At 57.4% G+C, this 23,591-nt stretch carries 28 protein-coding genes and 1 tRNA gene; 24 read left to right on the top strand and 5 right to left on the bottom strand.

The genetic code is table 11. The features are described 5' to 3' along the window. Nucleotides 1–90 precede the first annotated feature (90 nt). The 8 genes from sucC to G411_RS0101355 all read left to right on the top strand — a co-directional run bounded on the left by sucC (nt 91) and on the right by G411_RS0101355 (nt 9,040). The gene (sucC, locus tag G411_RS0101390) at nt 91–1,257 is read left to right on the top strand and encodes an ADP-forming succinate--CoA ligase subunit beta (RefSeq protein ID WP_022957377.1); all 1,167 of its coding nucleotides are present in this window, start codon (nt 91–93) and stop codon (nt 1,255–1,257) included. After that, nucleotides 1,257–2,129: a succinate--CoA ligase subunit alpha gene (gene sucD, locus G411_RS0101385; protein WP_022957376.1), complete on the top strand. Its 873-nt coding sequence runs from the start codon at nt 1,257–1,259 to the stop codon at nt 2,127–2,129. Before sucC ends, sucD begins: the two co-directional genes overlap by 1 nt. A 117-nt stretch (nt 2,130–2,246) precedes the next feature. After that, nucleotides 2,247–2,858 (top strand): TetR/AcrR family transcriptional regulator, encoded by a 612-nt coding sequence (locus tag G411_RS0101380; protein WP_022957375.1) that lies wholly within the window; start codon nt 2,247–2,249, stop codon nt 2,856–2,858. After that, nucleotides 2,855–4,531 carry an acyl-CoA dehydrogenase family protein gene (locus G411_RS0101375; RefSeq protein WP_022957374.1) on the top strand — a complete coding sequence of 559 codons (1,677 nt, stop codon included), beginning with the start codon at nt 2,855–2,857 and terminating at the stop codon, nt 4,529–4,531. Before G411_RS0101380 ends, G411_RS0101375 begins: the two co-directional genes overlap by 4 nt. A 116-nt stretch (nt 4,532–4,647) precedes the next feature. Continuing rightward, on the top strand, nt 4,648–6,543 hold the full coding sequence (gene htpG, locus G411_RS0101370; protein ID WP_022957373.1) for a molecular chaperone HtpG: 1,896 nt from the start codon (nt 4,648–4,650) through the stop codon (nt 6,541–6,543). Nucleotides 6,544–6,674: 131 nt separating this feature from the next. Then, nucleotides 6,675–7,691 (top strand): NAD(P)H-dependent glycerol-3-phosphate dehydrogenase, encoded by a 1,017-nt coding sequence (locus G411_RS0101365; RefSeq protein WP_022957372.1) that lies wholly within the window; start codon nt 6,675–6,677, stop codon nt 7,689–7,691. After that, nucleotides 7,691–8,167, top strand: coding sequence for a histidine phosphatase family protein (locus tag G411_RS0101360; RefSeq protein ID WP_022957371.1), 477 nt, complete (start codon nt 7,691–7,693; stop codon nt 8,165–8,167). Before G411_RS0101365 ends, G411_RS0101360 begins: the two co-directional genes overlap by 1 nt. A gap of 3 nt (nt 8,168–8,170) precedes the next feature. After that, nucleotides 8,171–9,040: an alpha/beta fold hydrolase gene (locus G411_RS0101355; protein WP_022957370.1), complete on the top strand. Its 870-nt coding sequence runs from the start codon at nt 8,171–8,173 to the stop codon at nt 9,038–9,040. A 55-nt stretch (nt 9,041–9,095) separates the two neighbouring features. Here the strand turns inward: G411_RS0101355 and folE are convergent, their stop codons facing one another. Then, nucleotides 9,096–9,641: a GTP cyclohydrolase I FolE gene (gene folE, locus G411_RS0101350; RefSeq protein ID WP_022957369.1), complete on the bottom strand. Its 546-nt coding sequence runs from the start codon at nt 9,639–9,641 to the stop codon at nt 9,096–9,098. Nucleotides 9,642–9,789: 148 nt separating this feature from the next. On the opposite strand from folE, the gene prmB reads away from it, so the two are divergent. The 5 genes from prmB to G411_RS18900 all read left to right on the top strand — a co-directional run bounded on the left by prmB (nt 9,790) and on the right by G411_RS18900 (nt 13,801). After that, complete coding sequence (gene prmB / locus G411_RS0101345) at nt 9,790–10,698, top strand: 50S ribosomal protein L3 N(5)-glutamine methyltransferase (RefSeq protein WP_022957368.1); 909 nt, start codon at nt 9,790–9,792, stop codon at nt 10,696–10,698. Nucleotides 10,699–10,776: 78 nt separating this feature from the next. Beyond that, complete coding sequence (gene aroC, locus G411_RS0101340; protein ID WP_022957367.1) at nt 10,777–11,874, top strand: chorismate synthase; 1,098 nt, start codon at nt 10,777–10,779, stop codon at nt 11,872–11,874. A 6-nt stretch (nt 11,875–11,880) separates the two neighbouring features. Beyond that, a complete protein-coding gene (locus G411_RS18905; protein ID WP_022957366.1) occupies nt 11,881–13,074 on the top strand; it encodes an MFS transporter in 1,194 nt (397 codons plus the stop codon). Nucleotides 13,075–13,096: 22 nt separating this feature from the next. Beyond that, on the top strand, nt 13,097–13,528 hold the full coding sequence (locus tag G411_RS0101330; protein ID WP_022957365.1) for a hypothetical protein: 432 nt from the start codon (nt 13,097–13,099) through the stop codon (nt 13,526–13,528). A 60-nt stretch (nt 13,529–13,588) separates the two neighbouring features. Then, a complete protein-coding gene (locus G411_RS18900; protein WP_022957364.1) occupies nt 13,589–13,801 on the top strand; it encodes a hypothetical protein in 213 nt (70 codons plus the stop codon). Here G411_RS18900 and G411_RS0101320 read toward each other — a convergent pair. Continuing rightward, on the bottom strand, nt 13,798–14,319 hold the full coding sequence (locus tag G411_RS0101320; RefSeq protein ID WP_022957363.1) for a glycine cleavage system transcriptional repressor: 522 nt from the start codon (nt 14,317–14,319) through the stop codon (nt 13,798–13,800). The two genes, G411_RS18900 and G411_RS0101320, sit on opposite strands and share 4 nt — an antisense overlap. Nucleotides 14,320–14,413: 94 nt before the next feature. On the opposite strand from G411_RS0101320, the gene G411_RS0101315 reads away from it, so the two are divergent. The 3 genes from G411_RS0101315 to tusA all read left to right on the top strand — a co-directional run bounded on the left by G411_RS0101315 (nt 14,414) and on the right by tusA (nt 15,272). Then, complete coding sequence (locus tag G411_RS0101315; RefSeq protein ID WP_022957362.1) at nt 14,414–14,728, top strand: MTH1187 family thiamine-binding protein; 315 nt, start codon at nt 14,414–14,416, stop codon at nt 14,726–14,728. Between the two features lie 23 nt (nt 14,729–14,751). Next, nucleotides 14,752–14,976: a YheU family protein gene (locus G411_RS0101310; RefSeq protein WP_157581086.1), complete on the top strand. Its 225-nt coding sequence runs from the start codon at nt 14,752–14,754 to the stop codon at nt 14,974–14,976. 62 nt (nt 14,977–15,038) lie between these two features. After that, nucleotides 15,039–15,272: a sulfurtransferase TusA gene (gene tusA / locus G411_RS0101305; protein ID WP_028968037.1), complete on the top strand. Its 234-nt coding sequence runs from the start codon at nt 15,039–15,041 to the stop codon at nt 15,270–15,272. A 24-nt stretch (nt 15,273–15,296) separates the two neighbouring features. On the opposite strand, the gene G411_RS18895 is transcribed toward tusA, so the two are convergent. After that, nucleotides 15,297–15,968 carry a hypothetical protein gene (locus tag G411_RS18895; protein ID WP_022957359.1) on the bottom strand — a complete coding sequence of 224 codons (672 nt, stop codon included), beginning with the start codon at nt 15,966–15,968 and terminating at the stop codon, nt 15,297–15,299. A gap of 129 nt (nt 15,969–16,097) precedes the next feature. Between G411_RS18895 and G411_RS18890 the strand changes: the two genes are divergently transcribed. The 4 genes from G411_RS18890 to G411_RS18880 are packed head-to-tail and all read left to right on the top strand — an operon-like array spanning nt 16,098 to nt 19,207. Next, nucleotides 16,098–16,595, top strand: coding sequence for a gamma-glutamylcyclotransferase family protein (locus tag G411_RS18890; protein ID WP_022957358.1), 498 nt, complete (start codon nt 16,098–16,100; stop codon nt 16,593–16,595). After that, nucleotides 16,588–17,163 (top strand): elongation factor P hydroxylase, encoded by a 576-nt coding sequence (locus G411_RS0101290; protein WP_022957357.1) that lies wholly within the window; start codon nt 16,588–16,590, stop codon nt 17,161–17,163. The genes G411_RS18890 and G411_RS0101290 overlap by 8 nt, the downstream gene beginning before the upstream one ends. Beyond that, nucleotides 17,163–18,077: a 5'-3' exonuclease gene (locus G411_RS18885; RefSeq protein WP_022957356.1), complete on the top strand. Its 915-nt coding sequence runs from the start codon at nt 17,163–17,165 to the stop codon at nt 18,075–18,077. The genes G411_RS0101290 and G411_RS18885 overlap by 1 nt, the downstream gene beginning before the upstream one ends. Beyond that, nucleotides 18,074–19,207: a 4-phosphoerythronate dehydrogenase gene (locus G411_RS18880; RefSeq protein ID WP_022957355.1), complete on the top strand. Its 1,134-nt coding sequence runs from the start codon at nt 18,074–18,076 to the stop codon at nt 19,205–19,207. The genes G411_RS18885 and G411_RS18880 overlap by 4 nt, the downstream gene beginning before the upstream one ends. Here the strand turns inward: G411_RS18880 and G411_RS22015 are convergent. Continuing rightward, nucleotides 19,173–19,394 (bottom strand): hypothetical protein, encoded by a 222-nt coding sequence (locus G411_RS22015; RefSeq protein ID WP_157581084.1) that lies wholly within the window; start codon nt 19,392–19,394, stop codon nt 19,173–19,175. The two genes, G411_RS18880 and G411_RS22015, sit on opposite strands and share 35 nt — an antisense overlap. Before the next feature lie 121 nt (nt 19,395–19,515). Here G411_RS22015 and G411_RS0101270 point away from each other — a divergent pair, with 121 nt between their 5' ends. Both G411_RS0101270 and G411_RS0101265 read left to right on the top strand, forming a co-directional pair. Further along, nucleotides 19,516–20,646 (top strand): ATP-NAD kinase family protein, encoded by a 1,131-nt coding sequence (locus G411_RS0101270; protein WP_022957353.1) that lies wholly within the window; start codon nt 19,516–19,518, stop codon nt 20,644–20,646. Between the two features lie 6 nt (nt 20,647–20,652). Beyond that, the gene (locus G411_RS0101265) at nt 20,653–21,591 is read left to right on the top strand and encodes a class I SAM-dependent methyltransferase (protein ID WP_022957352.1); all 939 of its coding nucleotides are present in this window, start codon (nt 20,653–20,655) and stop codon (nt 21,589–21,591) included. Here the strand turns inward: G411_RS0101265 and G411_RS0101260 are convergent. Next, a complete protein-coding gene (locus G411_RS0101260) occupies nt 21,588–22,820 on the bottom strand; it encodes a pyridoxal phosphate-dependent aminotransferase (RefSeq protein WP_022957351.1) in 1,233 nt (410 codons plus the stop codon). The genes G411_RS0101265 and G411_RS0101260 overlap by 4 nt on opposite strands. Nucleotides 22,821–22,938: 118 nt before the next feature. Between G411_RS0101260 and msrB the strand changes: the two genes are divergently transcribed. Together msrB and G411_RS0101250 are read left to right on the top strand one after the other, a co-directional pair. After that, nucleotides 22,939–23,337, top strand: coding sequence for a peptide-methionine (R)-S-oxide reductase MsrB (msrB, locus tag G411_RS0101255; RefSeq protein ID WP_028968034.1), 399 nt, complete (start codon nt 22,939–22,941; stop codon nt 23,335–23,337). Between the two features lie 160 nt (nt 23,338–23,497). Beyond that, nucleotides 23,498–23,573, top strand: a tRNA-Glu gene (locus G411_RS0101250). Nucleotides 23,574–23,591 lie beyond the last annotated feature (18 nt).

The following is a 23,591-nucleotide window of genomic DNA, read 5'->3' as shown; positions in this document are numbered from 1 at the left end:
GGTTCTCCGCAATGTGCAGAGGGAGCGGGCCATTCACTGACAGCGTATTGCCCGCTTAACACTTCCACAGACCGAGATGGTAATTCCAACATGAACCTTCACGAGTACCAAGGCAAACAGCTGTTTGCTGAATACGGGCTGCCTGTGTCTAAAGGCTATGCCTGTGATACCCCGGAAGAGGCCGCAGCAGCGGCTGAAAAAATCGGCGGCGACAAATGGGTTGTAAAAGCCCAAGTTCACGCCGGTGGCCGTGGTAAAGCCGGTGGTGTAAAACTGGTCAGCAGCACAGAAGAAGTCAAAGCCTTCGCCGAACAGTGGCTGGGCAAAAACCTGGTGACCTACCAAACTGACGAAAATGGCCAGCCGGTTGCCAAGATTCTGGTTGAATCTTGCACCGACATCGACCAGGAACTCTACCTGGGCGCCGTTGTTGACCGTGGCAGCCGTCGCATTGTTTTCATGGCATCGACCGAAGGTGGTGTGGAAATCGAAAAAGTGGCCGAAGAGACTCCGGAGAAGATTCTCAAAGCGACTATCGATCCGCTGACTGGCGCACAGCCTTATCAGGGCCGTGAACTGGCTTTCCAACTGGGTTTGAACCCGACTCAGGTTAAGCAGTTCGTTAACATCTTCCTGGGTCTGGCAAAAATGTTCCAGGAAAAAGACCTGGCTCTGCTGGAAATCAACCCGCTGGTTATCACCACTGACGGCAACCTGCACTGCCTGGACGCCAAAGTGGTTATCGACGGTAACGCGATTTACCGCCACAAAGACCTGCAGGCCATGCACGATCCCTCACAGGAAGACGAGCGTGAAGCACGCGCGGCCGAGTGGGATCTGAACTACGTGGCTCTGACCGGTAACATCGGTTGCATGGTAAACGGTGCAGGCCTGGCCATGGGTACCATGGACATCGTCTCTCTGCACGGTGGCTTCCCCGCTAACTTCCTCGACGTAGGTGGTGGTGCAACCAAAGAGCGCGTGACCGAAGCCTTCAAAATCATCCTCGAAGACAGCAACGTGAAAGCCGTGCTGGTTAACATCTTCGGCGGTATCGTTCGCTGCGACCTGATTGCCGAAGGCATCATCGGTGCAGTGAAAGAAGTGGGTGTGAGCGTGCCGGTAGTTGTGCGTCTTGAGGGTAACAATGCCGATCTGGGTTCCAAGCTGTTGTCTGAATCCGGTCTGGACATTATCGCGGCAACCAGCCTGACCGACGCGGCTCAGCAGGCTGTCAAAGCAGCGGAGGGTAAATAATGGCTATTCTGATCAATAAAGACACCAAGGTTATCTGCCAGGGTTTCACCGGTGGTCAGGGTACCTTCCACTCTGAGCAAGCGATTGCCTACGGTACGAAAATGGTGGGTGGTGTGACCCCTGGTAAGGGCGGCACTGAGCACCTGGGCCTGCCCGTGTTCAACACCGTTAAAGAAGCGGTAGAAACTACTGGCGCAGAAGCGTCTGTGATCTACGTGCCCGCGCCGTTCTGTAAGGACTCTATCCTGGAAGCGGCCAACAGCGGCATCAAGCTGATCGTCTGCATCACTGAGCACATCCCCGTTATGGATATGCTCGAATGTAAAGTGAAGTGTGACGAGCTGGGCGTGCGCCTGATCGGTCCCAACTGTCCGGGTGTTATCACTCCGGGTGAGTGCAAAATCGGCATCATGCCCGGTCACATTCACCTGCCCGGTAAAGTGGGTATCGTTTCTCGTTCCGGTACCCTGACTTACGAAGCGGTTAAGCAGACCACTGACTACGGCTTCGGCCAGTCTACCTGTGTTGGTATCGGTGGTGACCCGATTCCCGGTTCTAACTTCATCGACATTCTGGAAATGTTCGAGAAAGATCCCGCGACTGAAGCGATCGTTATGATCGGTGAGATCGGTGGTTCTGCTGAAGAAGAAGCGGCGGCTTACATCAAGGCTAATGTGACCAAGCCTGTGGTTTCCTACATTGCCGGTGTAACTGCACCTCCGGGCAAGCGTATGGGCCACGCTGGCGCCATCATCTCTGGTGGTAAAGGTACTGCCGACGAGAAGTTTGCTGCTCTGGAAGATGCGGGCGTAAAAACCGTTCGCTCGCTGGCGCAGATCGGTGATGCGCTGAAAGAAGTGACTGGCTGGTAAGGCAGACGCTTCTTGAAGAAAGGCGACCTCAGGGTCGCCTTTTTTTATGCCAGCAGAAAGGTGGCTGGGCATAAACAATAAAATGAACTATGATTCACTTCTTTGTGTGGAGACGAAATGGCGTATCGGGAAACGGCGCAGGTCAGTCAGCGCAAGGCGGAGTTACGGGAGCGGTTGTTGCAGAGCGCCGAGTCGTTGGTGCGCGAAGGCGGTTTTCGTGCGCTGACCATTCAGGCGCTGGCCCGCGATGCCGGAGTTAGCGTCGGCTCGGTTTATCGCTACTTTAAGAACAAGGATCAGCTCGCGACAGAGGTGTTTAGCCATGCCACGCGCCGGGAGGTTGGCGCGGTCAAAACCGCCTTGTCTGGAAGCGGTAGCCAGGCTCAACGCTTGCGCAGTGGTGTGACGGTGTTTTCTGAGCGCGCTTTTCGGGCGCCACAGTTTGCCTGGGCACTGATCGCTGAGCCGGTCGATCCGGCGGTGGATGAAGCGCGTCTGCACTTTCGGCGGGAATACACCGGCTTGTTTGAAGCGGTCATTCAGCAAGGTATCGACAGCGGGGAGTTCGTTTCACAGCGCGCGTCACTGACGGCCGCTGCGTTGGTCGGGGCGTTGGCTGAGAGTCTGCTGGGACCACTGGTCGAGACCGAATACAACGTCGCTACCATAGAAGAACTGTGCCACCTGTGTTTGCGGGCGGTAGGGATTAATGAAGAGGACAGGGTATGAAAACGCAGAAAGATATCGCACAGGCAGCTGAGTCAGGCAGCCATACGCACGAGGTCTTCAATCAGTCTGACGCCCTGGAGAACACCAATCTGTTTGAAGAGGATCGGGCGCTTCGCGAGTGGCTAAGCAGTTATGCGCCAGCGGCTGACCGTCTTGGTCTGTCGGCGTATGGCCAGCGCTGCGGCAGTGCTGAAGTAATTGGCTGGGGCTTTGACGCCAATGAATTCAAACCCCAGTTCGACAGTCACGACCGTTTTGGGCATCGGGTCGATCAGGTCCGTTTTCACCCCGCCTATCACCAGTTGATGGATATGGCGCTTTCTCAGGGGATTCACGCAATGCCTTGGGACGGTTCAACCGCCAACGCCCACGTGCAGCGCGCGGCTTACAGTTATATGCAAAGTCAGGTGGAGGCAGGGCACGGTTGTCCGCTGACCATGACCTTTGCGGCAGTGCCGACCTTGAAGCTGACACCGTCGGTGGCTGAGGAGTGGTTGCCGAAAGTATTGAATCGGAGTTATGAGCCGGCAAACAAGCCGTACTTCGAAAAACAGGCCGTTACCATTGGCATGGGAATGACCGAGAAACAGGGCGGCAGTGATGTGCGTGCCAACACTTCGATAGCCAAAGCCATTGGCGATCGGGGACCGGGCGAACTCTATGAGCTGACCGGCCACAAGTGGTTTATGTCTGCGCCAATGTGCGATGCGTTTCTGATGCTGGCGCAATCGGAAGGTGGATTGAGCTGCTTTCTGGTGCCGCGTTGGCGTCCGGATGGTGAGAAGAACAGCCTTTTTGTACAGCGTCTGAAGAACAAGATGGGCAATGTGTCCAACGCCTCGTCGGAAGTCGAGATGCGCGGTGCTCAGGGTTGGATGGTGGGTGAAGAGGGGCGCGGCGTACCAGCCATTATAGAAATGGTCGCACTGACGCGCTTTGACTGTATGGTTGGCTCAACTGGAGGTCAGCGGCAGGCTGTGGCGCAGGCCGCGCATCATGCCAGCCTCCGCAAAGCCTTCGGCAAGCGGCTGATTGACCAGCCGCTGATGCAGAATGTGCTCGCCGATCTTCAGTTGGAAGTCGAAGGTTCGCTGGCGATGACCATGCGCATGGCGGCGGCGCTGGACGCCGATACGCCAGAGGAAAAACTGCTGCTCCGATTGGGCAGTGCGGTAGGGAAGTTCTGGATTTGCAAGCGCACCCCGAATCACGCCTATGAGGCGATGGAATGTCTGGGGGGTAACGGCGTGATCGAGAACTGCATTATGCCGCGGCTGTACCGTGAAGCACCGATCAATGCGATCTGGGAGGGCTCAGGGAATATCCAGGCCCTGGATGTGCTGCGTGCCTTTGCCAAATCGCCGGAAGTCTGTGACCGCTGGTTTGCCGAACTGGCCCTGGCGGAGGGACGTTCCGCGGTGCTGGACCAGCATATTGCTGCACTGAAGCAGGAGCTCAGCGATTTGAGTCACGCCGAGTACCGTGCCCGGCATTTGGTGGAGCAAATGGCGCTGTGCTTTCAGTCTGCTCTATTACTGCTGCATGGCGATGAAAACGTGGCGGAGGCGTTTATTGCCTCGCGTCTCAAGCGCCCGCATAGCGTATACGGCTGTCTTCCGCTTGGCTGTGATGCGGCCTATATCGTCGATCGGATCTTGCCGAATCGCCTGTAATCGTCTCGCGGCCTGTTTGTTCAGGCCGCTTTTCCCCTTGAAATTTTCCCTGTCGTCCCCATAAAGCTGTAACGCCCCCGTGGGCACTCGGTTTTATGGTTTTACAGGTGATAAACATGTCGACAGCAGAAAAAGAAACCCTGGGATTTCAGACCGAAGCCAAGCAGATGCTTCAGCTGATGATCCACTCCATGTACAGCAACAAGGAAATTTTCCTTCGCGAGCTGGTTTCCAACGCCTCCGATGCCGCAGATAAACTGCGTTTTGAGGCACTTTCCGACGACAGTTTGTTTGAGAGCGATCCCAATGTGCGGGTGCGGGTTGAGGCGGACAAAGACGCCGGTACCGTCACCATCAGTGATAACGGCATTGGCATGAGCCGCGATGAAGTGATTGCCAACCTTGGGACAATTGCCCGCTCAGGCACGGCGGAGTTCCTGAAAAATCTCAGCGGCGACAACAAGAAAGACTCGCAGCTTATCGGCCAATTCGGTGTGGGCTTCTACTCAGCGTTTATCGTTGCTGAGCGTGTGGAAGTATTTACCCGCCGCGCCGGTGCTCCGGTCAGTGAAGGCGTGCACTGGGAATCCCAGGGTGAGGCGGAATTCTCGATTGAAAGCTGCGAGCGCGCTGCACGTGGAACTACCGTGGTGCTGCATCTGCGCGAGGAAGATAAAGACTTTGCTGATGACTGGCGCCTGCGCAGTATTATCAAGAAATACTCCGACCACATCAGCATTCCTGTCGAAATGCCCAAGGCGAAAAGCGAGGATGACGCAGACGCCCCCGACGAATTCGAGAGCATTAACTCGGCTACGGCGCTGTGGACGCGCCCACGCAATGAAGTGAGCGACGACGAATACAAGGAATTTTACAAACACATCAGCCACGACTTTAACGAGCCGTTGAGCTGGAGTCACAATAAGGTCGAGGGCAAGCTGGAGTACACCAGCCTGCTGTATTTGCCGTCGCAGCCCCCCTTTGATATGTGGAATCGTGATGCGGCACGCGGTGTGAAGCTTTACGTGCAGCGCACCTTTATCATGGACGACGCCGAGCAGTTCTTGCCGCTGTACCTGCGTTTTGTGAAAGGTGTGTTGGATTCCAATGATTTGTCGCTGAACGTGTCGCGGGAGATTCTGCAGCAGGATCCAGCGGTCGATGCCATGAAAACCGCACTGACCAAGCGTGTACTGGATATGCTGGGCAAGCTGGCGAAGAACGATGTCGAGAAGTATCAGACCTTCTGGAAGGCTTTCGGCCAGGTGTTGAAAGAAGGCCCGGCGGAAGATTTCAGCAACCGCGAAAAAATTGCCAAGCTGCTGCGCTTTGCCACTACCCATGACGACAAGGCGGAGCAGACGCACTCACTCGACGACTATGTGGCCCGCATGAAAGAAGGGCAGAGCAAAATTTACTACGTGGTGGCCGAGAACCATCGCACGGCAGCGAGCAGTCCGCACCTCGAAGTCTTCCGTAAGAAGGGCATCGAAGTGCTGCTGTTGTCGGATCGCGTCGATGACTGGCTGATGAATCACTTGTCTGAGTTCGACGGTAAAGCGCTGCAAGACGTGGGGCGCGGCCAGCTTGATCTGGGTGAGCTTGAAGACGAAGACGAGAAGAAGGCGCAGGAAAGCCTTGCTGAAGAGCACAAAGACCTGATCGAGCGGGTGGCCAAGGCGCTGGATGGCAAGGTGGAAGACGTGCGTGCCACTGGCCGTCTGACGAGTTCGCCGGCCTGTTTGGTGGTGGGCGAGCACGATATGGGCGCGCAGATGCGTCGCATTCTGGAAGCGGCTGGTCAGGCATTACCGGAAAGTAAGCCGATCTTCGAGGTCAATCCCGAGCACCCGCTGGTGCAGAAACTCGATCAGGAAACCGACGAAGACCGGTTTGCCGATCTGGTGGATATACTCTTCAACCAAGCGCATCTGGCTGAGGGCGCACAGCTTGAGAATCCGGCGGATTACGTCAGCAAGCTCAACAAATTGCTGCTGGAACTCAGTGCCTGAGTTTTTCCGGAAGGAAAAGGCGGCGAATAGCCGCCTTTTTGTTTCTGAGCTCCGCTTGCATGGCTGGCGGGCTTCTTCACAGCAAAGTGGCGGTGATAAACTGCCTGAATTAAGGATGCAGCGAGACCGTCATGACGGACAAGCACAAGGTCGCCATTGTAGGCGGCGGTAGTTTTGGAACGGCCATTGCCAATATTGTGGCCGACAAAGGGCACGATGTGTGTCTGTGGATGCGCAATGCAGAGCGCGCCGATGAGGTGAATACCCAGCACTGCAACAGCGCGTACCTGCCGGGTATTGCTCTGAATCCGAGCCTGCGCGCCAGCGCGGATTTGGCCGATGCCGTGGATGGCTGCGATGTCGTCTTTGTGGCTGTGCCCAGTAAGTCCTGCCGAGAGGTCGCACGCCAATTGGCGCCGCTGTTGGCGGCGGGCACGATGGTTGTGAGCACGACCAAGGGCATGGAGGCAGAGACCAATAAGCTGATGAGTCAGGTGCTCGGTGAAGAGCTTGGCGATGTCAGTATCGGCGTAATGAGTGGCCCCAATCTGGCGAAAGAACTGGCGGCCAGAGAGATTACCGGCACTGTGATTGCCAGTGAAGATGAATCACTGACACGCTGCATCCAGGACCTTCTTCAATGCGCGTATTTTAGGGTTTATGCCGGCAGCGATGTCTATGGTGTCGAACTGGCCGGCGCGCTGAAAAATGTGTATGCCATTGTCGCGGGACTCGCGGCGGCGCTGGGTGTCGGGCACAACACCATCAGCATGCTGATTACCCGCAGTCTGGCGGAGATGAGCCGTTATGCAGTGCGCGAAGGCGCCGATCCGCTGACCTTTCTGGGCTTGGCGGGCGTGGGTGATTTATTCGTGACCTGTACGTCGCCGCTCAGCCGTAACTACCGCGTAGGTTTTGAATTGGGTAAAGGCCGTGATTTGAACGAGGTCGTGGCGGAGCTCGGGCAAGTGGCTGAGGGGGTGAATACCCTTAAGCTGCTCAAGCAGCAGTCTGAGGTCCTCGATATCTATATGCCGCTGGTCAACGGTCTGTACGGCATTATTTATGAAGGCAAAACCGTCAGTGACGTGATTGGCGGCATGATGTGGGCGGAGCAGAACCGCGATGTAGAGTTCGCGGTGCGTTAATGATGGAAGTGTTGTTAGTGAGACATGGCGCCGCGTCGTGGGACGCGGCGACCGATATGGAACGAGCGCTCACCGAGCGAGGACGGGAAGAGGTCGATGCAGCCGCGCAGTGGCTGCGCGGGGAAGACTGGCAGCCGGAGCAATTGTGGGTGAGCCCTTATCGGCGTGCCCAGCAAAGTGCAGAGATCTTGAATATCTGGGGCGCACCCCAGCGCAACATTGCCTGCCTTACTCCCGACAATCGCCCCGAAGATTTGGAAAACCTGCTGGCGACGTTTGCCGGTCAGCGCTTGATGTTGGTGGGGCACAACCCCTTGCTCAGTAATGCCATTGCCCACTGGCAGGGTGAGCTTCGCAGCTATTGGGGCATGCAAACCGCCAGTATGGCGTTGCTGGAGGGCGAGGTGTTTGCCAGCGGCTGTGCCGAGCTGAAATGGCTGAGGCACTATCCCAACTATGCGCACAATGGGCGCTGAGTCATGAGTAGCGTCTTCGAAACCCTGCGTTTTTGGGTAGATGACATCGAGCTGGTCGCCAGGGTGTCTGGTCCGGAGGACGGTATACCGGTCATTGCTCTGCATGGCTGGCTGGATAATGCCCTGAGCTTTGAAGCCATTGCTGAGCGACAAAACACGTGGCGGTTGGTAGCGCTGGATCTGCCCGGTCACGGTCACAGCGGTCACAAACCCGCATCAGGCAGCTACGGTATTTGGGAAGATTTACGCAGTATTCTCGGTGTAGCCGACCAGTTGGGTTGGCCGCGCTTTGCGGTGTTGGCTCACTCCCGTGGAGCGATGATGGCGGCACTGCTGGCTGCTGCTCAGCCTGATAGAGTTGCTGCGTTGGTATGCATTGATGGTCTGCTGACACGCCCCGTTGCTGAGGAAGACTTCCCGGTGCAACTGGGGCGTTATCTTCACGACTTCGAGAAGCCGGGGCGTCCGGCCAGGGCGTTTAACTCCTTGGAAGAAGCGGCGCAGGCGAGGATAAAGGCCATGCCGATGTCTGTCCCAGCCGCGTTGCGTATTGTTGAGCGCGGTACTCAGCAAGGTGAGGATGGCAAGTATCGTTGGCGCAGTGATCGCAGAGTGGGCTTGGCGTCGTCCATTAAGCTCACTCATGGTCAATGGCTGGCGGTGATGAAGGCGATTCGTGCTCCACTGTTGTTTGTCTCTGCAGAGCAGGGTTTTGGTGAGCAGCTTCTCGGATTACTCGCGGAAGACGAGCGGCCAGTCGACTTTCAGGTACTGGCGGTGGAGGGGGACCATCACTGCCACATGGGGGAAAGTGCCGCGGCGATTAGCGATGCCGCGCAACGGCATTTTGCCGAGGCCTGGAGCAAGCGCTAAGTAAAAAGGCCCGATTAAGGGCCTTTTGTCGTTTCGTTTAACCAACGCATTGATATCAGCGCTTGTTGATCAGCGCCATGAATTCGGCGCGGGTTGCCTGATTCTCTTTGAATACCCCCAGCATGGCGCTGGTGCGCATTACGGAGTTCTGCTTTTCCACGCCGCGCATCATCATGCACATATGCCGGGCTTCAATAATGACCGCCACGCCCTCGGCGCCGGTCACGTCTTGCACCGTATTGGCGATCTGCGTGGTCAGGCCTTCCTGAATCTGGAGGCGGCGGGCGTAGAGGTCGACGATGCGAGCGACTTTAGAGAGTCCCAGCACTTTGCCATTGGGGATATAAGCGACATGGCATTTGCCGATAAAGGGCAGCAGGTGGTGCTCGCAGAGAGAGTACAGCTCGATATCTGAGACCACGACCATCTCATTGGCATCTGACTCAAACAGGGCGTTATTTACTACCTCGTCAACGCTCTGGCGATAACCGCGGGTGATAAATTCAAAGGCCTTGGCCGCACGCTTTGGCGTATCGACCAGACCGTCGCGGCTCAGGTCTTCACCAATCTCTTCAATGATTTTTGCGAATGCTTTTTCCACCGGATTCTCTTTTTATGGCGTGACAAATGACCGGCAATGGTAACAAAGCCACCACGCTTTCCCAAGCAGCAGAAATCAGCCATACATGGTATGCACCGGGAGGGCGGTGTACACTTCGCGGCGACAAATATTACCCCGAGGCCCTGCCGTGAGCGAAGACGATATCCGCCCTTATCTGGTCAGCATCCGCGATTATATCCGCTGGGGACTGAGCGAATTTACTCGCGCCGGGCTGTTCTTTGGTCACGGCACTGACAACGCGCTCGACGAGGCGCGGCTGCTGGTGCTTCACGCGCTGCACATGCCCTTCGACAGCCCCGACGAGTTGCTTTCAGCACGCCTCACTATGGAGGAGCGCGAGCGCGTACTCGCGCTGCTAAAGCGCCGGGTCGATGAGCGTCTGCCTGCCGCTTACCTCACTCATGAAGCCTGGTTTGCTGGCCTGTCATTTTATGTCGATGAGCGGGTACTGGTGCCGCGTTCGCCTATTGCCGAACTGGTGGAAAATGGCTTTGCGCCGTGGCTTGCGGGTGAACCGAGCCGGGTGCTGGATTTATGTACTGGCAGCGGCTGTATCGGCATTGCCTGCGCCTACGCGTTTGATGACGCTTCCGTCGATCTGGTCGATATTTCCTCGGACGCGCTGGATGTGGCAAATATCAATATTGTGCGGCACGAGCTGGGTGATCGCGTGCAGGTTTGTCAGTCTGATGTATTTGCCGGGCTGGATGGTCAGCGCTACGACTTGATTGTGAGCAATCCCCCTTATGTCGATGCCCGTGATCTGGCGGAGATGCCAGAGGAATACCACAGTGAACCGGCGCTGGGTCTGGCCTCTGGGGTGGACGGCTTGGATATTACCCGACAGATTCTGCGCGACGCGGCAGCGCACTTGGAAGAGGGCGGTCTGCTGGTGGTAGAAGTGGGTAATAGTTGGCTGGCTCTCGACGAGGCGTATCCGCAGATCGGCTTCACGTGGTTGGAGTTCGAGCGCGGCGGACATGGGGTCTTCTGCATGAGCCGTGAAGAGCTGCTCGCTGCCCAGCAGTGGCTCTGACGCCGCTCCGGCTTTCACGTATAATTTGCATTCCTCGCTCCGCAGTCGGGGCAGAACGATTGAATTCAGGATTTTTGCATGTCTGGCAACACCATTGGCAAGTTGTTTACGGTTACCACCTTTGGCGAAAGTCACGGTCTGGCGTTGGGCGCGATTATTGACGGTTGCCCACCGGGATTGGCGCTGACCGAAGCTGACCTTCAAAAAGACCTGGATCGCCGCAAGCCCGGCACCTCCCGCTATACCACACAGCGTCGGGAAGACGACGAAGTCAAAATTCTGTCTGGCGTGTTTGAAGGCAAAACCACCGGCACGTCCATAGGCCTGCTGATTGAAAATCGTGATCAGCGCTCCAAGGACTACGGCAAGATCAAAGATCGCTTCCGTCCCATGCACGCCGATTACAGCTATGAGCAAAAGTACGGGCTGCGGGACTATCGCGGCGGTGGCCGCTCGTCGGCCCGAGAAACGGCGATGCGTGTGGCCGCAGGCGCTGTGGCCAAGAAATATCTGGCCGAGCAACACGGTATTCTGGTGCGTGGTTACCTCTCGCAGCTGGGGCCTATTAAAGCGGAAAAGCTGGACTGGGACCTGGTGGAAAGCAACCCCTTCTTCTGTCCCGATGCCGATAAGATTCCAGAGATGGAAGCGTATATGCAGGCACTGCGTAAGTCCGGCGATTCTATCGGCGCGAAGATCAGTGTCGTGGCGTCCGCCGTTCCGGTTGGCCTGGGCGAACCGGTGTTTGATCGCCTCGACGCCGACATCGCCCATGCCCTGATGGGCATCAACGCCGTTAAAGGCGTGGAGATCGGTGCGGGTTTCGATTGTGTTGAGGCCAAGGGCAGCGAACATCGCGACGAATTGACGCCTGAGGGATTTACCTCGAACAATGCCGGCGGAGTGCTCGGCGGCATTTCCAGCGGTCAGGATATCGTGGCGCATATTGCGCTGAAGCCGACCTCCAGCATTCTGGTCCCCGGCAAAACCATTAATCAGCAGGGTGACCCGGTCGATGTCATCACCACGGGCCGCCACGACCCCTGCGTGGGCATTCGTGCGGTGCCGATTGCCGAGGCAATGCTAGCGATTGTGCTGATGGATCACCTGCTGCGTCATCGCGGTCAGAACGCCAATGTGGACTGTGCCACCCCGAAGATTCCCGGAGCTCGCTAAGCCGGTATGACGCAACAGCTGCCGTACTGGCGACTGTCAGCCTTTTACTTTTTCTACTTCGGCCTGCTCGGCACGTGGTTGCCGTATTGGTCGCTGTACCTGAAATCGCTGGGCTACTCCTCGGGTGAGATCGGTATTCTGTCGGCGCTGGTAATGGTCACCAAGGTGATTGCGCCCAATATCTGGGGTTATCTCGCCGACCGTTACGACTGCCGTACCCGCATTATTCGCCTTGGTTCGCTGATGGCGATACTGGCCTTTGCCGGGGTGTTCTGGCGGCAGGATTTCTATTGGCTTGCCGCTGTGGTGGTAGGCTACAGTTTTTTCTGGAATGCGGTGCTGTCGCAGTTCGACGTACTCACCCTCAGCCACCTCAGTGGGCGTTATGCACGCTATTCGCTGATCCGGGTGTGGGGATCGATCGGCTTTATTGTCGCCGTATTGGCGGTGGGCGCATGGCTGGATTATCACCCAATCGCGCACCTTTTGCTGATTATCACCGGCCTGCTTACCGCTATCTGGCTCGGCAGCCTGCTGGTTGCTGAGAATCCCCAGGGGCTCAGTCGCGGTGATCGCAGCCCTGGCTCGCTGAGACGTATTCTGAGCAAGCCGGCGGTACTGGCGTTCTTTGCTACCAGCTTTCTACTGCAGTTTTCCCACGGCCCGTACTATACCTTTTTCAGTATTTATCTGGAGGGAGAGGGATACAGTACGACCGCGACGGGTATGCTCTGGTCGCTGGGCGTGCTGGCGGAAGTTTTGCTGTTTATGGGGATGCATCGGCTGCTGGCGCGTTTCAGTCTGCGTCATATTCTGATAGCCAGTTTGGCCCTCACCGCGCTGCGCTGGTGGATGATTGCTGAATTTGCGGCTTCTACAGCGCTGCTGATTGTTGCGCAGTGCCTGCATGCCGCGAGTTTTGGCAGCGCTCATGCCGCCGCAGTGGAAACTATCCGGCGCTTCTTTACCGCCCATCACGGGCAGGGCATGGCCTTGTACAGCGGGCTGAGCTTTGGTGCTGGCGGCGCCATGGGCGCACTGTTCAGCGGTTATGCCTGGGATATCAGCGCCCGTTACAGTTTTTGGGTGGCGGCTGCAGCCGCGGCACTGGCCGCCTGGCTGGCCTGGCGCTATTTTGAGACCCCAACCACGTCTGCCGATGCCAATCATCGTTCAGCGCCAACGGCTGGGGTAGACTGAGAAAAAACAACGGAAGCTAGCCATGTCTCAAGAGTCAGTCGTGTACGGTTGTATCACCGATATGTTGTTTGTGCGTGACGGTGTTGATGTACAGGAGCGGCGAGAGGTGAATCAGCAGATCACCGATACCCTGCCGTCGGCAGAAGAGTGGCCGCTGCTGTGCCGGGAGATGTTTTCGGTGCCTCAGCGCGCCATTGATTTTGGTGATTGTCAGACCGATGTGATTCACTTCGGCAGTTCCTACAAGGCGGTGGAGCACGAATGGGATGCCTGGCTGCGTCAGTTCGAACGGATGCTCTCCAAAATGTACTGGGTGACGGCGACCGTACATTTACAAACCGCCTATAACGGCACACATACCTTTGTGTGGCAGGCCGAAGGCGACTATCATGCCCCCGGCGATGACTCGGGCCGCCTGCGCTGCGAGTGGCTGAAAGAAGACAGTTTCGCCTGATTCCGTCGCCCCCTGGCCGACACGCGAAAACACCCCGAAAAACAGGAGAAGGATGAGCTGATGCAGTGGTTGCACACCTTCAAACGCTATCGCACACCCGTATTGGCGGTACTGGCGACATTGATGCTGGTGTCGTCGGCCGTGTGGAGTTTTGACGTACCCTGGCGGGATATTCTCAGCTATCTGCTGCTATGTGTGCTGGGGGTGACGGTGATCGCCGCGCTGGCGGCGGCGACGGTGTGGCTGTTTAAAAGTCTCGGCGGGCGCGGTTAGCCCCGTTCAATATCAATATCCACACTCAGCAATTCCGCGATATCTTCCATCGCGTCTTCCAGTTCATCCAGATCACAACCCGGCGGCAGAGCGGCGGTAACGCTGGCCTCGAACAGCGGCTCGCCGGTCATGGGCGCACTGGTGATGTTTGAGCTCAGCTCGGTCACATTGAGCTGGCGCTCTTTCAGCGCGCGGCTGACTTCCCGAACAATGCCCGGGCGGTCGTTGCCAACAATCTGCAGATGGCAGAGCTGCTCGGCGGCTTCTCCGCTATCGCTGTCGCTGTTGTCGATACTCACTGTGATTCCGTCAGCGGACAGCGCTTGCAGCGCGCTGACCAGCACGTCGCGTTTGTCCTTGGCGATATTCACCCGGCCGATACCGGCAAATTGACCTGCCAGCCGGGTCATACGGCTTTCCTGCCAGCTGCCGTTGGCATCGGCAATGGCCGCGGAAAGGGTTTCTACAAGACCGGGGCGGTCCTTGCTGATAAAGGTGAAAACCAGTGATGTATTCAAGGTGAAATTCCGTTTGGCTAGAGACAGTCGCGGAGCCTAACGATACGATATCTGAGTTAACAAATCACGAGTGCAAAGCGCGATAGGTGAGACGATGCAGGTACAGGTCGAATTTTGTGTTATCCCCATCAATGCCGGTGAGTCACTATCACCCTATATTGCCGAGTGTCAGAAGATCCTTGATGAGGCTGGCTTGTCTTGTCAGTTGCATGCTTTTGGCACCAATATCGAAGGGGAGTGGGAAGTCGTGATGGCGGCGATCAAACACTGTCACCAGCGTATTCACGAGATGGGCGCTGCGCGAATCCACACCCAGCTCAAGATCGGCAGCCGTGTGGATCGGCCGCAGTCGTTGCAAGATAAAATCGACAGCGTGCAGGCGTTGCAACAGGCGCAGCAACAGCAGTAACGACCGCTTTTTAGATGAGAGAAATGATGTCCGAGTATTTGGAAATTCCCTGGCAAAAACTGAGTGAAGACGCCTTTGAAGGCATGCTGCAGGAAATGGTCAGTCGCGATGGTACCGACTACGGCGAGCAGGAGCTGAGTGAGGCGGAGAAGATTGCGCAATTGCGTGAGGCACTGAAGAGCGAACGCGCCTTTATTGCCTTTTGCCCGGAAACCGAAAGCTGGTCGGTGTTGCCCCGTGCGCGGTGAGCAAGCTTGATTTTTGCACCACCGGCCGCACAATAGACGGCCCACTCACCGCAGTAACGATCATGACTGAGAACGCCGACCACCATCTCGACACCAGCGGGCTGACCTGCCCGGAGCCGGTGATGCTGTTACACAACAAAATTCGCGATATGCCGTCGGGCGAGGTGCTGGAAATTCTGGCGACTGACCCGGCTACGACCCGCGACATTCCCAAATTCTGCAACTTTCTCGGCCATGAGCTGCTGGACCAGCAGCACAGTGACAGCGAGTACCGTTACTGGGTACGTAAGGCCTGAGTCGCGAATTCCAGCACTAGATCGTCAGCGCCGGATTAACTGTCCCAAAATGCGGGTGCTCATGGCGCCGCCATTCTTGATTTGATTGGCGATGTGGTACTGAAAGTAGTAACGCAGCCCCGACTCGTGATCCGCCGCGTACAGGCAGGGGTCGCCGGGCAGCACCGGCTGCTGGGTAATTCGCTCCGGGTCAGCAAGCATCGCCTGCATGCGGCCATCACCCCGCAACTGCCAACTCACAACCGGCTCCAGTACCAGCTCGTCGCTGTCCTTGACCATGGCGGCATGGCTGCCGATCAGGTCGGGAATTTCCTGAAGAACACCGTGGGCCTTATCCGTTGCAACTTGTTCGGACAGGGCGTCCAGCGCAGCGCGGTGCTGGCTGGGAAGTGTGTCGAAGCGGTCATCGCAGGCCGGATCGTAATAGCCCACGGCAAGGCCGGTTTCCGCGTCATTCAAATCCCGGCAGTGACTGATATCGTTCAGCCAGGGCACCACGGCCACGTCGCGGCCATCGGCCAGCCGGGCCCAGCAGAGTATACGAATGGCGTAGAGTTTGTCCCGTGATAGGGCATGGTGACTGTATAGCAGGCAGTGGCCTTCATAGGCGGGAGAAATACAGCGTATGCGTGAGCTGGTGGGGGTGAATGGGAGGATCTTCGCGGAGTGGGTGCTGCCGGACTGACGTGTCGCCATGACGCTTCCTCTCGTTGCGGGGGAGAATACGTCGTTGGGCGGGTTGCCGCAGCGCGTACGATGCATCCCCTTTCTGGTAAAATTACCCGGTCATTATTCATTTGCCAAGCACAAAAACGGTTTTGTCTTGTGATCTGCAACTACTATTTCGCCTATGGCTCCAATATGAACCCGGCGCGGATGCGCGCCAGGGGCTTGTCGTTTATTGATCTTTGGGCCGCGCGTTTACCCGGTTACGGCCTGCGTTTTAACAAGGCTGCACACAACCAGCCCGGGGTGGCTTATGCCAATATCGTGCCGACCAGTAATAGCTGCGTTGAAGGCGTGCTCTATGCACTGACCAGCGGGCAGGATATCGACAAGATGGATCATTTTGAGGGCACCCCCGTACGTTACAGTCGAGAATGCCTGCAAGTGTCCGGCGATTTCGGACATCGTTCGGCCTGGGTATATCTCGCTAACCCAGCTTTTGTTTGCGAGGGCTTGTTGCCACAAAGCCGCTATCTGGAGCACTTATTGGCGGGGGAGGCGTATCTTTCGCCGAGTTATCTGGATTTTCTCCGGCAGCAGCCTTGCCAGCATGTCGAGTCTGGTTGTCCGGAGCGGGGGCTGCTCTTTAATGATTGAGCTGGCCGAACAATGGGTGATTGACGGGGCGCCGCTGGATCGTCAGATTGCGGCTGTGTTCGATCGCTGTTTTGCCGGAGACTACCGAACACAGCTCTGCGGTGGTGCAGAGGAGCCCCTTTATGTACCGGCAGGGAGCCTGGGTGAGCTTCACACGGTCTGGTACCGCGAAGACTTTGCCCGCAGCGCCTTGCACGAAGCGGCGCATTGGTGCATTGCCGGTGATGCACGGCGGCAGTTGGATGACTACGGCTATTGGTATGAGCCAGACGGTCGCAACGAGGTACAGCAGCGCGAATTTGAACGGGTGGAGAGTTGCCCTCAGGCGCTGGAGTGGTTCTTTGCCATGGCGGCGGGTTTGCCGTTTCGCGTTAGTATCGACAATCTCTCTGGCGGAGATATTGATGATTTTCCCTTTGCCCTGGCCGTATGGCAGCGGGCGCATCGCTACGCGTCCGAAGGGCTGCCCCCGCGGGCGGAGCGTTTTCGGCGGGCGTTGGCTGTGGCGTTTTGTCAGCCGCTGGCGATCGATGCCAGCCGTTTGCTGCTGACGGATTTGCGTTCCTGATGTCGCGTTTCTATGGCATCGATGCGTCGGTGTACATCTTTCAGGCCTATTTTGCCCGGCAGGCGCGCCACGTGAGTGAACAGGGCTTTCCGCTGAACGCACTGGAAGGCTATCTGGAAACCTTGCTCAAGTTTCTGCACAGCGAGCGTCCTGCTCATGTCCTGGTCGCCTTTGATGAAAGCCTGGGACGCGGCTATCGCGAGCGTCTGTATCCCGCGTACAAGTCTCGCCGTGTGCTGCCTGACGAGGCACTGGCCTACCAGCTTCGCGCCTGTCGGCGCTTGAGCGAGGCCTTGGGCCTGTACTGCCATGCGGAGGCCGAGTTCGAGGCGGATGATATTCTCGCCAGTGCTGCCCGACAGGCGCGAGAACAGCGCCTTGCGGTGACTATCGTCAGTCGCGACAAAGATCTAGCGCAACTCTTGTGTGCTGACGCCGATCGTCTGTGGCACTTTGGCAGTGCGCCGCGTTCCGCTGAGGACTGGCGACGTGAGCGGGGTGTGGCTTGCGAGCGTGTAGCGGATTTTCTCGCGGTGGCAGGGGATACGGTAGATGATATTCCGGGGCTGAAGGGCGTCGGCGAGAAGACCGCGAAAGTGATTTTTGAACACTACCCCTCGCTGGACGCAATTTACCGCGACTTGGATGGCCTAGCGGCCTTACCGGTGAGGGGGGCCAAAGGCCTGCGTGATAAGTTTGCCAATGCCCGAGAAAAGCTGTTTCTCTTCCGGCAGCTCTGTCGCTTGCGGGATGATCTGGCGTTGCCCGGTTTTGAGCAGGCGGCCTTGCGCAAGCCCGCAGTCGATGACTGGATGGGGCAGGGCGAAGCGCTGGGCTTATCGGCAAACTATCTCTACACACTTCAGTCACGCTATCCCCGTGCGTTTGTCGCGCCAACAGGAGCGAAGTCATGATTATCTACGCTGATGAAAATGTGCCCGAGGCCGAGACCTTGTTCGCGCCCTTTGGTGAACTGCGTCGCTTTGCGGGTCGCTCACTGACCGCTGCCGATCTGCGCGATGCCGATGCGCTGGTTGTGCGCTCGGTCACTCGGGTCAACGCTGCCTTACTGTCTGGCAGTCCGGTGCGATTTGTCGGCTCCTGCACCATTGGTCGCGATCATTTAGATACGGCGTTTATGGACGCGCAGGGAATACAGTGGGCCACGGCACCGGGCTGCAATGCAGATTCTGTGGTGGACTACGTAGTCAGCGTACTGTGTCTGGATCGCCAGCGCTGGGCGTCGTTGCTGAGCGGAGAGCGGCAGGTGGGAATTGTCGCATTCGGCAATGTTGGCCGGCGACTGGCAGATCGTTTGGCCGGGCTGGATATTCCCTGTTGTGCCTATGACCCGCTGTTGGCCCCGACAGAAGATGCCCGTCTGAGCAGTCTTGATGCCGTGCTTGCTTGCGACGTGCTATGCCTCCATGCGCCGCTGACACGCGGTGGCGAGTATCCCAGCTTCCATATGCTGGATGCGGCACAACTGTCGCGGTTGCCATCCTCATCGCTGGTTGTCAGTGCGGGGCGTGGCGAGGTCGTGGCTACCGAAGAGTTATTGCAGCTTAGGGAGCTGAGGCCGGATATCGAGTTGGCACTGGATGTATGGGAGGGGGAGCCGGGTGTAAGCCGCGAGCTTGCCGGGCGGTGTCTTATCGCCACACCGCATATTGCCGGTTACAGCCTGGATGGAAAAATTGCCGGTAGCCGGGCTATCGCTGAGCAGTTGCTGGCCCACTGTCAGCATCGTGGACTGAAGGCGCCCGCTGCACTGGCGGCGACCCGACTGCCGGAGCCTGTCGTTGAGCTGAGTGAGTCGTACGGCGCTGAGCTGCTTCGAGAAGCGGCTCTGGCCGTGTACGATCCCCGCGGTGACGATAGGAGATTTCGCGAGTCACTGCTTGCCGACGATCCGGCTGCAGCGTTTGATGGCTTGCGTAAACACTATCCCGAACGGCGGGAGTTTGCTTACTGCCGTTACGTAGGTGAACAGCTCGATACGGCGGGGTTCAACTTGCTTGCCGCCTTGCAAGGTAGCAGATGAACTCACTGTCGCTGCCCGCGAGTTGTTCCAGGCAGCGCTGAACGCTATGGCTGTCGATGGGGATTTCCCGTCCCTTATCGTCAATCAGGCTGGCAGCATAGCGTTGTTCAAAGTGTCGCTGGGCGCGATGGCGCTGGTGAGAAGAAGTGAGAGAGACATCGCTGCGTTGTTGCTGTCGTGTACTCAAAGCGTGGAATTCCCTGTATTGGTGAAGCGTCATTATTATCCGTCTGTGTTATTGCGCCACAATGAAACACGGACTGTCTGTAGGTAATGCCCACAGGAAACCGAAAGGATTTTTACTGAACATGTCGAATTTTAAGCTGGGGCTGATCGTCAATCCTTATGCGGGCTTGGGCGGCCCGGAAGGTTTGAAGGGCAGCGATGAGTTGCCGGAGGCTCTTCGTCTGCAGGTCGCCGATGATATTGCAAACAGCCGCGCCTTGCCTCGGGCACGCCGTTGTCTCGCGCTGCTGGTGGGGCTGCCGGTGACGGTTTATGGTTTTGAGGGGGCTATGGCGGGGGCGGCGGTGCCCGATGGCCTGCCATTTGAATCGTTGGGGGCTGCGGTCAGCCCATTAAGTACGCCGGACGATACACATCGGGCGGCATTGGCCCTGCGGGCGTCGGGAGTGGATCTGCTGCTGTTTGTTGGCGGCGATGGCACAGCCAGGGATATTTATCGCGCCGTTGGAGAGGACTTCCCGGTGCTGGGAGTGCCCGCTGGCGTAAAGATGCACTCGGCGGTTTATGCGGTGAACCCGGACGCAGCGGCGGAGATTCTCAAGGCGCTCATCGCCGGTGATCTGGTGGACATTACCCTGCAGGAAGTGCGCGATATTGATGAGGCCGCTTTCCGTGAGGGACGCGTTCGTTCCAAGCATTTTGGTGAGCTGTTGGTGCCGAGGCTCGGTGGCTTTCTACAGCAGGTCAAGCAGGGCGGCCGTGAAGTCGAAGAGCTGGTTATTGCCGATATTGCTGATGAGTTGATGGAGGCCTGCGACGACGACACCCTGTATATCGTCGGTCCCGGCAGTACCACGACGGGATTCATGAATGCCTTGGGCCTGCCGTTCACCTTGCTTGGCTTTGATCTGGTGAGGGCCGGTGAGCTGTTGCAGGCGGATGCGAATGCCGCACAGATTGCTGCCGCGCTGGATACCCACAACGGGCCGGTGCAAGTGCTGATTTCCGCTATCGGCGGGCAGGGGCATATTCTGGGGCGGGGGAACCAGCAGCTGACCCCAGCGCTGATACGGCGTATTGGCCGTGAGCATTTTCTGGTGCTGGCCAGCAAAACCAAGCTGAAAAGTCTGGAGGGACGCCCGCTGTTGGTCGACAGCAACGACCCAGAGCTGGATCGCGCCTGGGAGGGCTATATTCCCGTGCTCACCGGCTATCGTGATCAGGTTATGTACCGCGTCAGCGCGGCGGGTTGAGCGGTGATGACGAGCTTGAATCTCGACGAATTTCTTCAGCTCAGTGCATTTGAGCATTGGGCCGGGCAGATGGTTGACGGCGGGGATGCCCTTCGCCTGTTTCATGGTCGCGGTCAGTGCTACCCCGGCTATGAATGGCTCACTGTCGACTGGTTTTCGCCGCTGCTGTGGCTGGTGCTGTATAGGGAGCCGCCCGAGGCATTCTGGTCAGCGTTTTGCGACCACCTGAAAAGCTGTTTCGGTGGAGAGCTGGCGTGCGCCACGGTGCAGCATCGCTACCAGACCGACACCCCGGTGGAATGTTTATGGGACCGCTTGCCAGAGGCGCCAATTGTCGCCCGGGAGCAGGGCTTGTCTTTTTTGCTGGCCCCCGGGCGCCAACAGAATATCGGTTACTTTATGGATATGGCGCCCACTCGGCGCTGGTTACAGGGGGTTGCCAGAGAGCGACGGGTGTTGAATCTGTTTTCCTACACCTGTGCATTTTCAGTCTCGGCGCTGGCTGCGGGTGCCGAGTCTGTGGTGAATATTGATATGAGTAAAGCGTCGTTGGCACGGGGGCGGGAGAATCACCGTCTTAACGGGCAGCCGCTGGAGTCGGTACGTTTTCTCGGTCACGATATTCTTAAATCCTGGGGAAAGCTGCGAAAGCTCGGCCCCTATGACATTATCATTTGCGATCCGCCGTCGCGGCAGAAGGGCAGTTTTGACGCCGAGCGCGATTACCAAAAGCTGATTCGCCGAATGCCGGAGCTCTGCGCACCGGCGGCGTCAGTGCTGTTTTGTTTGAATGCGCCGTGGCTGGGAGAAGCATTCCTTAGGGAACAGGTAGCGGCGTTCTGGCCCGAGGCGCAGTTTGAAGCGCGCTTGCCGGGCCGGGAGGACTTTCCTGAAAAGGGCGCCGATGGCGCCCTCAAGGTATTGCGATATCGTGCGCCAGCCTAGCCGACGGCGTGGAGCTTTTTGCGGTAGCCTCGCAGAAAGCGGCCAAAGCGCTCAATAGCGGCTGCCAGATCCAGCTTGTTGGGCAGGAATACAATACGCAGGTGGTCCGGTGCATGCCAGTTGAAGCCCGTGCCCTGCACCAGCAGGATTTTTTCCTGGTTGAGCAGGTCCAGCACCAGTTGCTCGTCGCTAGCCACAGGATAGACCTCGGGGTCGAGGCGGGGGAACATGTAAAGTGCGCCCCTCGGTTTGGTACAGCTCACACCGGGAATATCATTGAGCATTTCCCAGGCAATATCCCGCTGTTCCAACAGGCGGCCGCCGGGCAGAATCAATTCGTTAATGCTTTGGTAGCCGCCCAGTGCCGTCTGAATGGCGTGCTGGGCCGGTACGTTGGCGCAGAGTCGCATCGATGACAGCATATCCAGGCCTTCTATGTAGTCCCTGGCACGTTCCTTGGGGCCAGACACAATCATCCAGCCGCTGCGGAAACCCGCGAGACGATAGGATTTGGACAGGCCATTGAACGTCAGGCACAGCACGTCGGGATTAATGCTGCCCAGTGGAATGTGCACGGCATCGTCGTACAGAATTTTGCTGTAAATCTCGTCGGCAAACACCACCAGTTCGAATTCTTCGGCAATGCTGACGAGTTCTTCGAGCATACTGCGGCTGTAGACCGCGCCGGTCGGGTTATTGGGGTTGATAATGACAATCGCCCGGGTGCGGCTGGTAATCTTGCTGCGGATATCTTCGATGGACGGTTGCCAGTCATTTTCTTCGTCGCAGCGGTAGTGGACAGGCTTGGCGCCGCTCAGCGAGACGACTGCCGTCCACAGCGGGTAGTCGGGGGAGGGGATTAGTACCTCGTCACCGATATTGAGCAGTGCCTGCGTGGCCATGGTGATCAGTTCACTGCAGCCATTGCCCAGATAGATGTCATTGACCTCGACGCCGGGTATGCCGATCTTCTGGCACTCCTGCATTACCGCTTTGCGCGCTGAGTACAGGCCCTTGGAATCGCTGTAGCCTTCACTTTCAGGCAGCATGCGAATCACATCCTGAATAATTTCCTCCGGCGCATTAAAGCCAAACGTGGCCGGATTGCCGATATTGAGCTTGAGGATGCGATAACCTTCCTCTTCCAGCTCATTGGCGCGGTGCAGCACGGGTCCGCGAATGTCATAACACACGTCGTGCAGCTTGCTGGATTTGTAGTAATTGCTCATGTCAGTCTTCTAAAATCGGAGTAATGGCGCGGAAGCGCTGCGCGTCAGGCAGTCAGCGACCGTGTTAGCTATTAAGCGTAGTATACGCCTTAGCCAATCGACAGGTGGAGTGATATTGATGGAAAAAGTCGTGAAAACCGAGGCAGAGTGGCAGGAACTTTTAAGTCCTGAGGAATACCACGTCTGTCGTGAAAAAGGCACAGAGCGCGCGTTTACTGGCGAGTATTACAACGAAAAGAGCGATGGCGTATACCGTTGTCGATGCTGTGGTGAGCCGCTGTTTGATTCGCAGACCAAGTACGACTCCGGCTCCGGCTGGCCCAGTTTTTATCAGCCCAAAGCCGGCGAGGTGCTGGATGTTCACCGGGATACCAGTCACGGCATGATTCGAGAGGAAGTCACCTGTGCTCGCTGTGACGCCCATCTCGGGCACGTTTTTCCGGATGGGCCTGCACCCACAGGGCTGCGGTACTGTATTAACTCCCTGTCCTTGAAGCTCGATAAATCAACAACTTGAAGGAAATGTGAGCAGATTGCCTGAAAAATCGGCAGGCGAGCCGGGAATATTCAATTATTTCAGTTTTCTTGCCGATTGCTGCTTGACGTGGCCGGGAGGCCTCCATAAAATGCGCGCCACTTTCAGACGTTATTGACTCGTGGTCTGGAAGGTTTGCGGCGTCCCCTTCGTCTAGTGGCCTAGGACACTGCCCTTTCACGGCAGTAACAGGGGTTCGAGTCCCCTAGGGGACGCCATTTACTTCCCCCTCGTAA

Origin of the sequence: Spongiibacter tropicus DSM 19543 (genome assembly GCF_000420325.1) — a bacterium.
Lineage (GTDB): Bacteria > Pseudomonadota > Gammaproteobacteria > Pseudomonadales > Spongiibacteraceae > Spongiibacter > Spongiibacter tropicus.
The sequence above is the reverse complement of the archived record's forward strand: the minus strand, read 5'-3'. Positions and strand labels throughout refer to the sequence as shown.

What these genes read in the sequence shown, in the direction of transcription:
- G411_RS18900 (WP_022957364.1), top strand. Translation starts at nt 13,589, where the DNA reads ATGCAGTGGTTGCACACCTTCAAACGCTATCGCACACCCGTATTGGCG.
- sucC (WP_022957377.1), top strand. Translation starts at nt 91, where the DNA reads ATGAACCTTCACGAGTACCAAGGCAAACAGCTGTTTGCTGAATACGGG.
- G411_RS18885 (WP_022957356.1), top strand. Translation starts at nt 17,163, where the DNA reads ATGTCGCGTTTCTATGGCATCGATGCGTCGGTGTACATCTTTCAGGCC.
- G411_RS18895 (WP_022957359.1), bottom strand. Translation starts at nt 15,968, where the DNA reads ATGGCGACACGTCAGTCCGGCAGCACCCACTCCGCGAAGATCCTCCCA.
- tusA (WP_028968037.1), top strand. Translation starts at nt 15,039, where the DNA reads ATGACTGAGAACGCCGACCACCATCTCGACACCAGCGGGCTGACCTGC.
- msrB (WP_028968034.1), top strand. Translation starts at nt 22,939, where the DNA reads ATGGAAAAAGTCGTGAAAACCGAGGCAGAGTGGCAGGAACTTTTAAGT.
- G411_RS0101355 (WP_022957370.1), top strand. Translation starts at nt 8,171, where the DNA reads ATGAGTAGCGTCTTCGAAACCCTGCGTTTTTGGGTAGATGACATCGAG.
- G411_RS0101260 (WP_022957351.1), bottom strand. Translation starts at nt 22,820, where the DNA reads ATGAGCAATTACTACAAATCCAGCAAGCTGCACGACGTGTGTTATGAC.
- G411_RS0101290 (WP_022957357.1), top strand. Translation starts at nt 16,588, where the DNA reads ATGATTGAGCTGGCCGAACAATGGGTGATTGACGGGGCGCCGCTGGAT.
- sucD (WP_022957376.1), top strand. Translation starts at nt 1,257, where the DNA reads ATGGCTATTCTGATCAATAAAGACACCAAGGTTATCTGCCAGGGTTTC.
- G411_RS0101380 (WP_022957375.1), top strand. Translation starts at nt 2,247, where the DNA reads ATGGCGTATCGGGAAACGGCGCAGGTCAGTCAGCGCAAGGCGGAGTTA.
- G411_RS0101360 (WP_022957371.1), top strand. Translation starts at nt 7,691, where the DNA reads ATGATGGAAGTGTTGTTAGTGAGACATGGCGCCGCGTCGTGGGACGCG.
- G411_RS0101365 (WP_022957372.1), top strand. Translation starts at nt 6,675, where the DNA reads ATGACGGACAAGCACAAGGTCGCCATTGTAGGCGGCGGTAGTTTTGGA.
- G411_RS0101315 (WP_022957362.1), top strand. Translation starts at nt 14,414, where the DNA reads ATGCAGGTACAGGTCGAATTTTGTGTTATCCCCATCAATGCCGGTGAG.
- htpG (WP_022957373.1), top strand. Translation starts at nt 4,648, where the DNA reads ATGTCGACAGCAGAAAAAGAAACCCTGGGATTTCAGACCGAAGCCAAG.
- G411_RS0101330 (WP_022957365.1), top strand. Translation starts at nt 13,097, where the DNA reads ATGTCTCAAGAGTCAGTCGTGTACGGTTGTATCACCGATATGTTGTTT.
- aroC (WP_022957367.1), top strand. Translation starts at nt 10,777, where the DNA reads ATGTCTGGCAACACCATTGGCAAGTTGTTTACGGTTACCACCTTTGGC.
- G411_RS18880 (WP_022957355.1), top strand. Translation starts at nt 18,074, where the DNA reads ATGATTATCTACGCTGATGAAAATGTGCCCGAGGCCGAGACCTTGTTC.
- G411_RS0101265 (WP_022957352.1), top strand. Translation starts at nt 20,653, where the DNA reads ATGACGAGCTTGAATCTCGACGAATTTCTTCAGCTCAGTGCATTTGAG.
- G411_RS0101375 (WP_022957374.1), top strand. Translation starts at nt 2,855, where the DNA reads ATGAAAACGCAGAAAGATATCGCACAGGCAGCTGAGTCAGGCAGCCAT.
- G411_RS0101270 (WP_022957353.1), top strand. Translation starts at nt 19,516, where the DNA reads ATGTCGAATTTTAAGCTGGGGCTGATCGTCAATCCTTATGCGGGCTTG.
- G411_RS0101310 (WP_157581086.1), top strand. Translation starts at nt 14,752, where the DNA reads ATGATGTCCGAGTATTTGGAAATTCCCTGGCAAAAACTGAGTGAAGAC.
- G411_RS18905 (WP_022957366.1), top strand. Translation starts at nt 11,881, where the DNA reads ATGACGCAACAGCTGCCGTACTGGCGACTGTCAGCCTTTTACTTTTTC.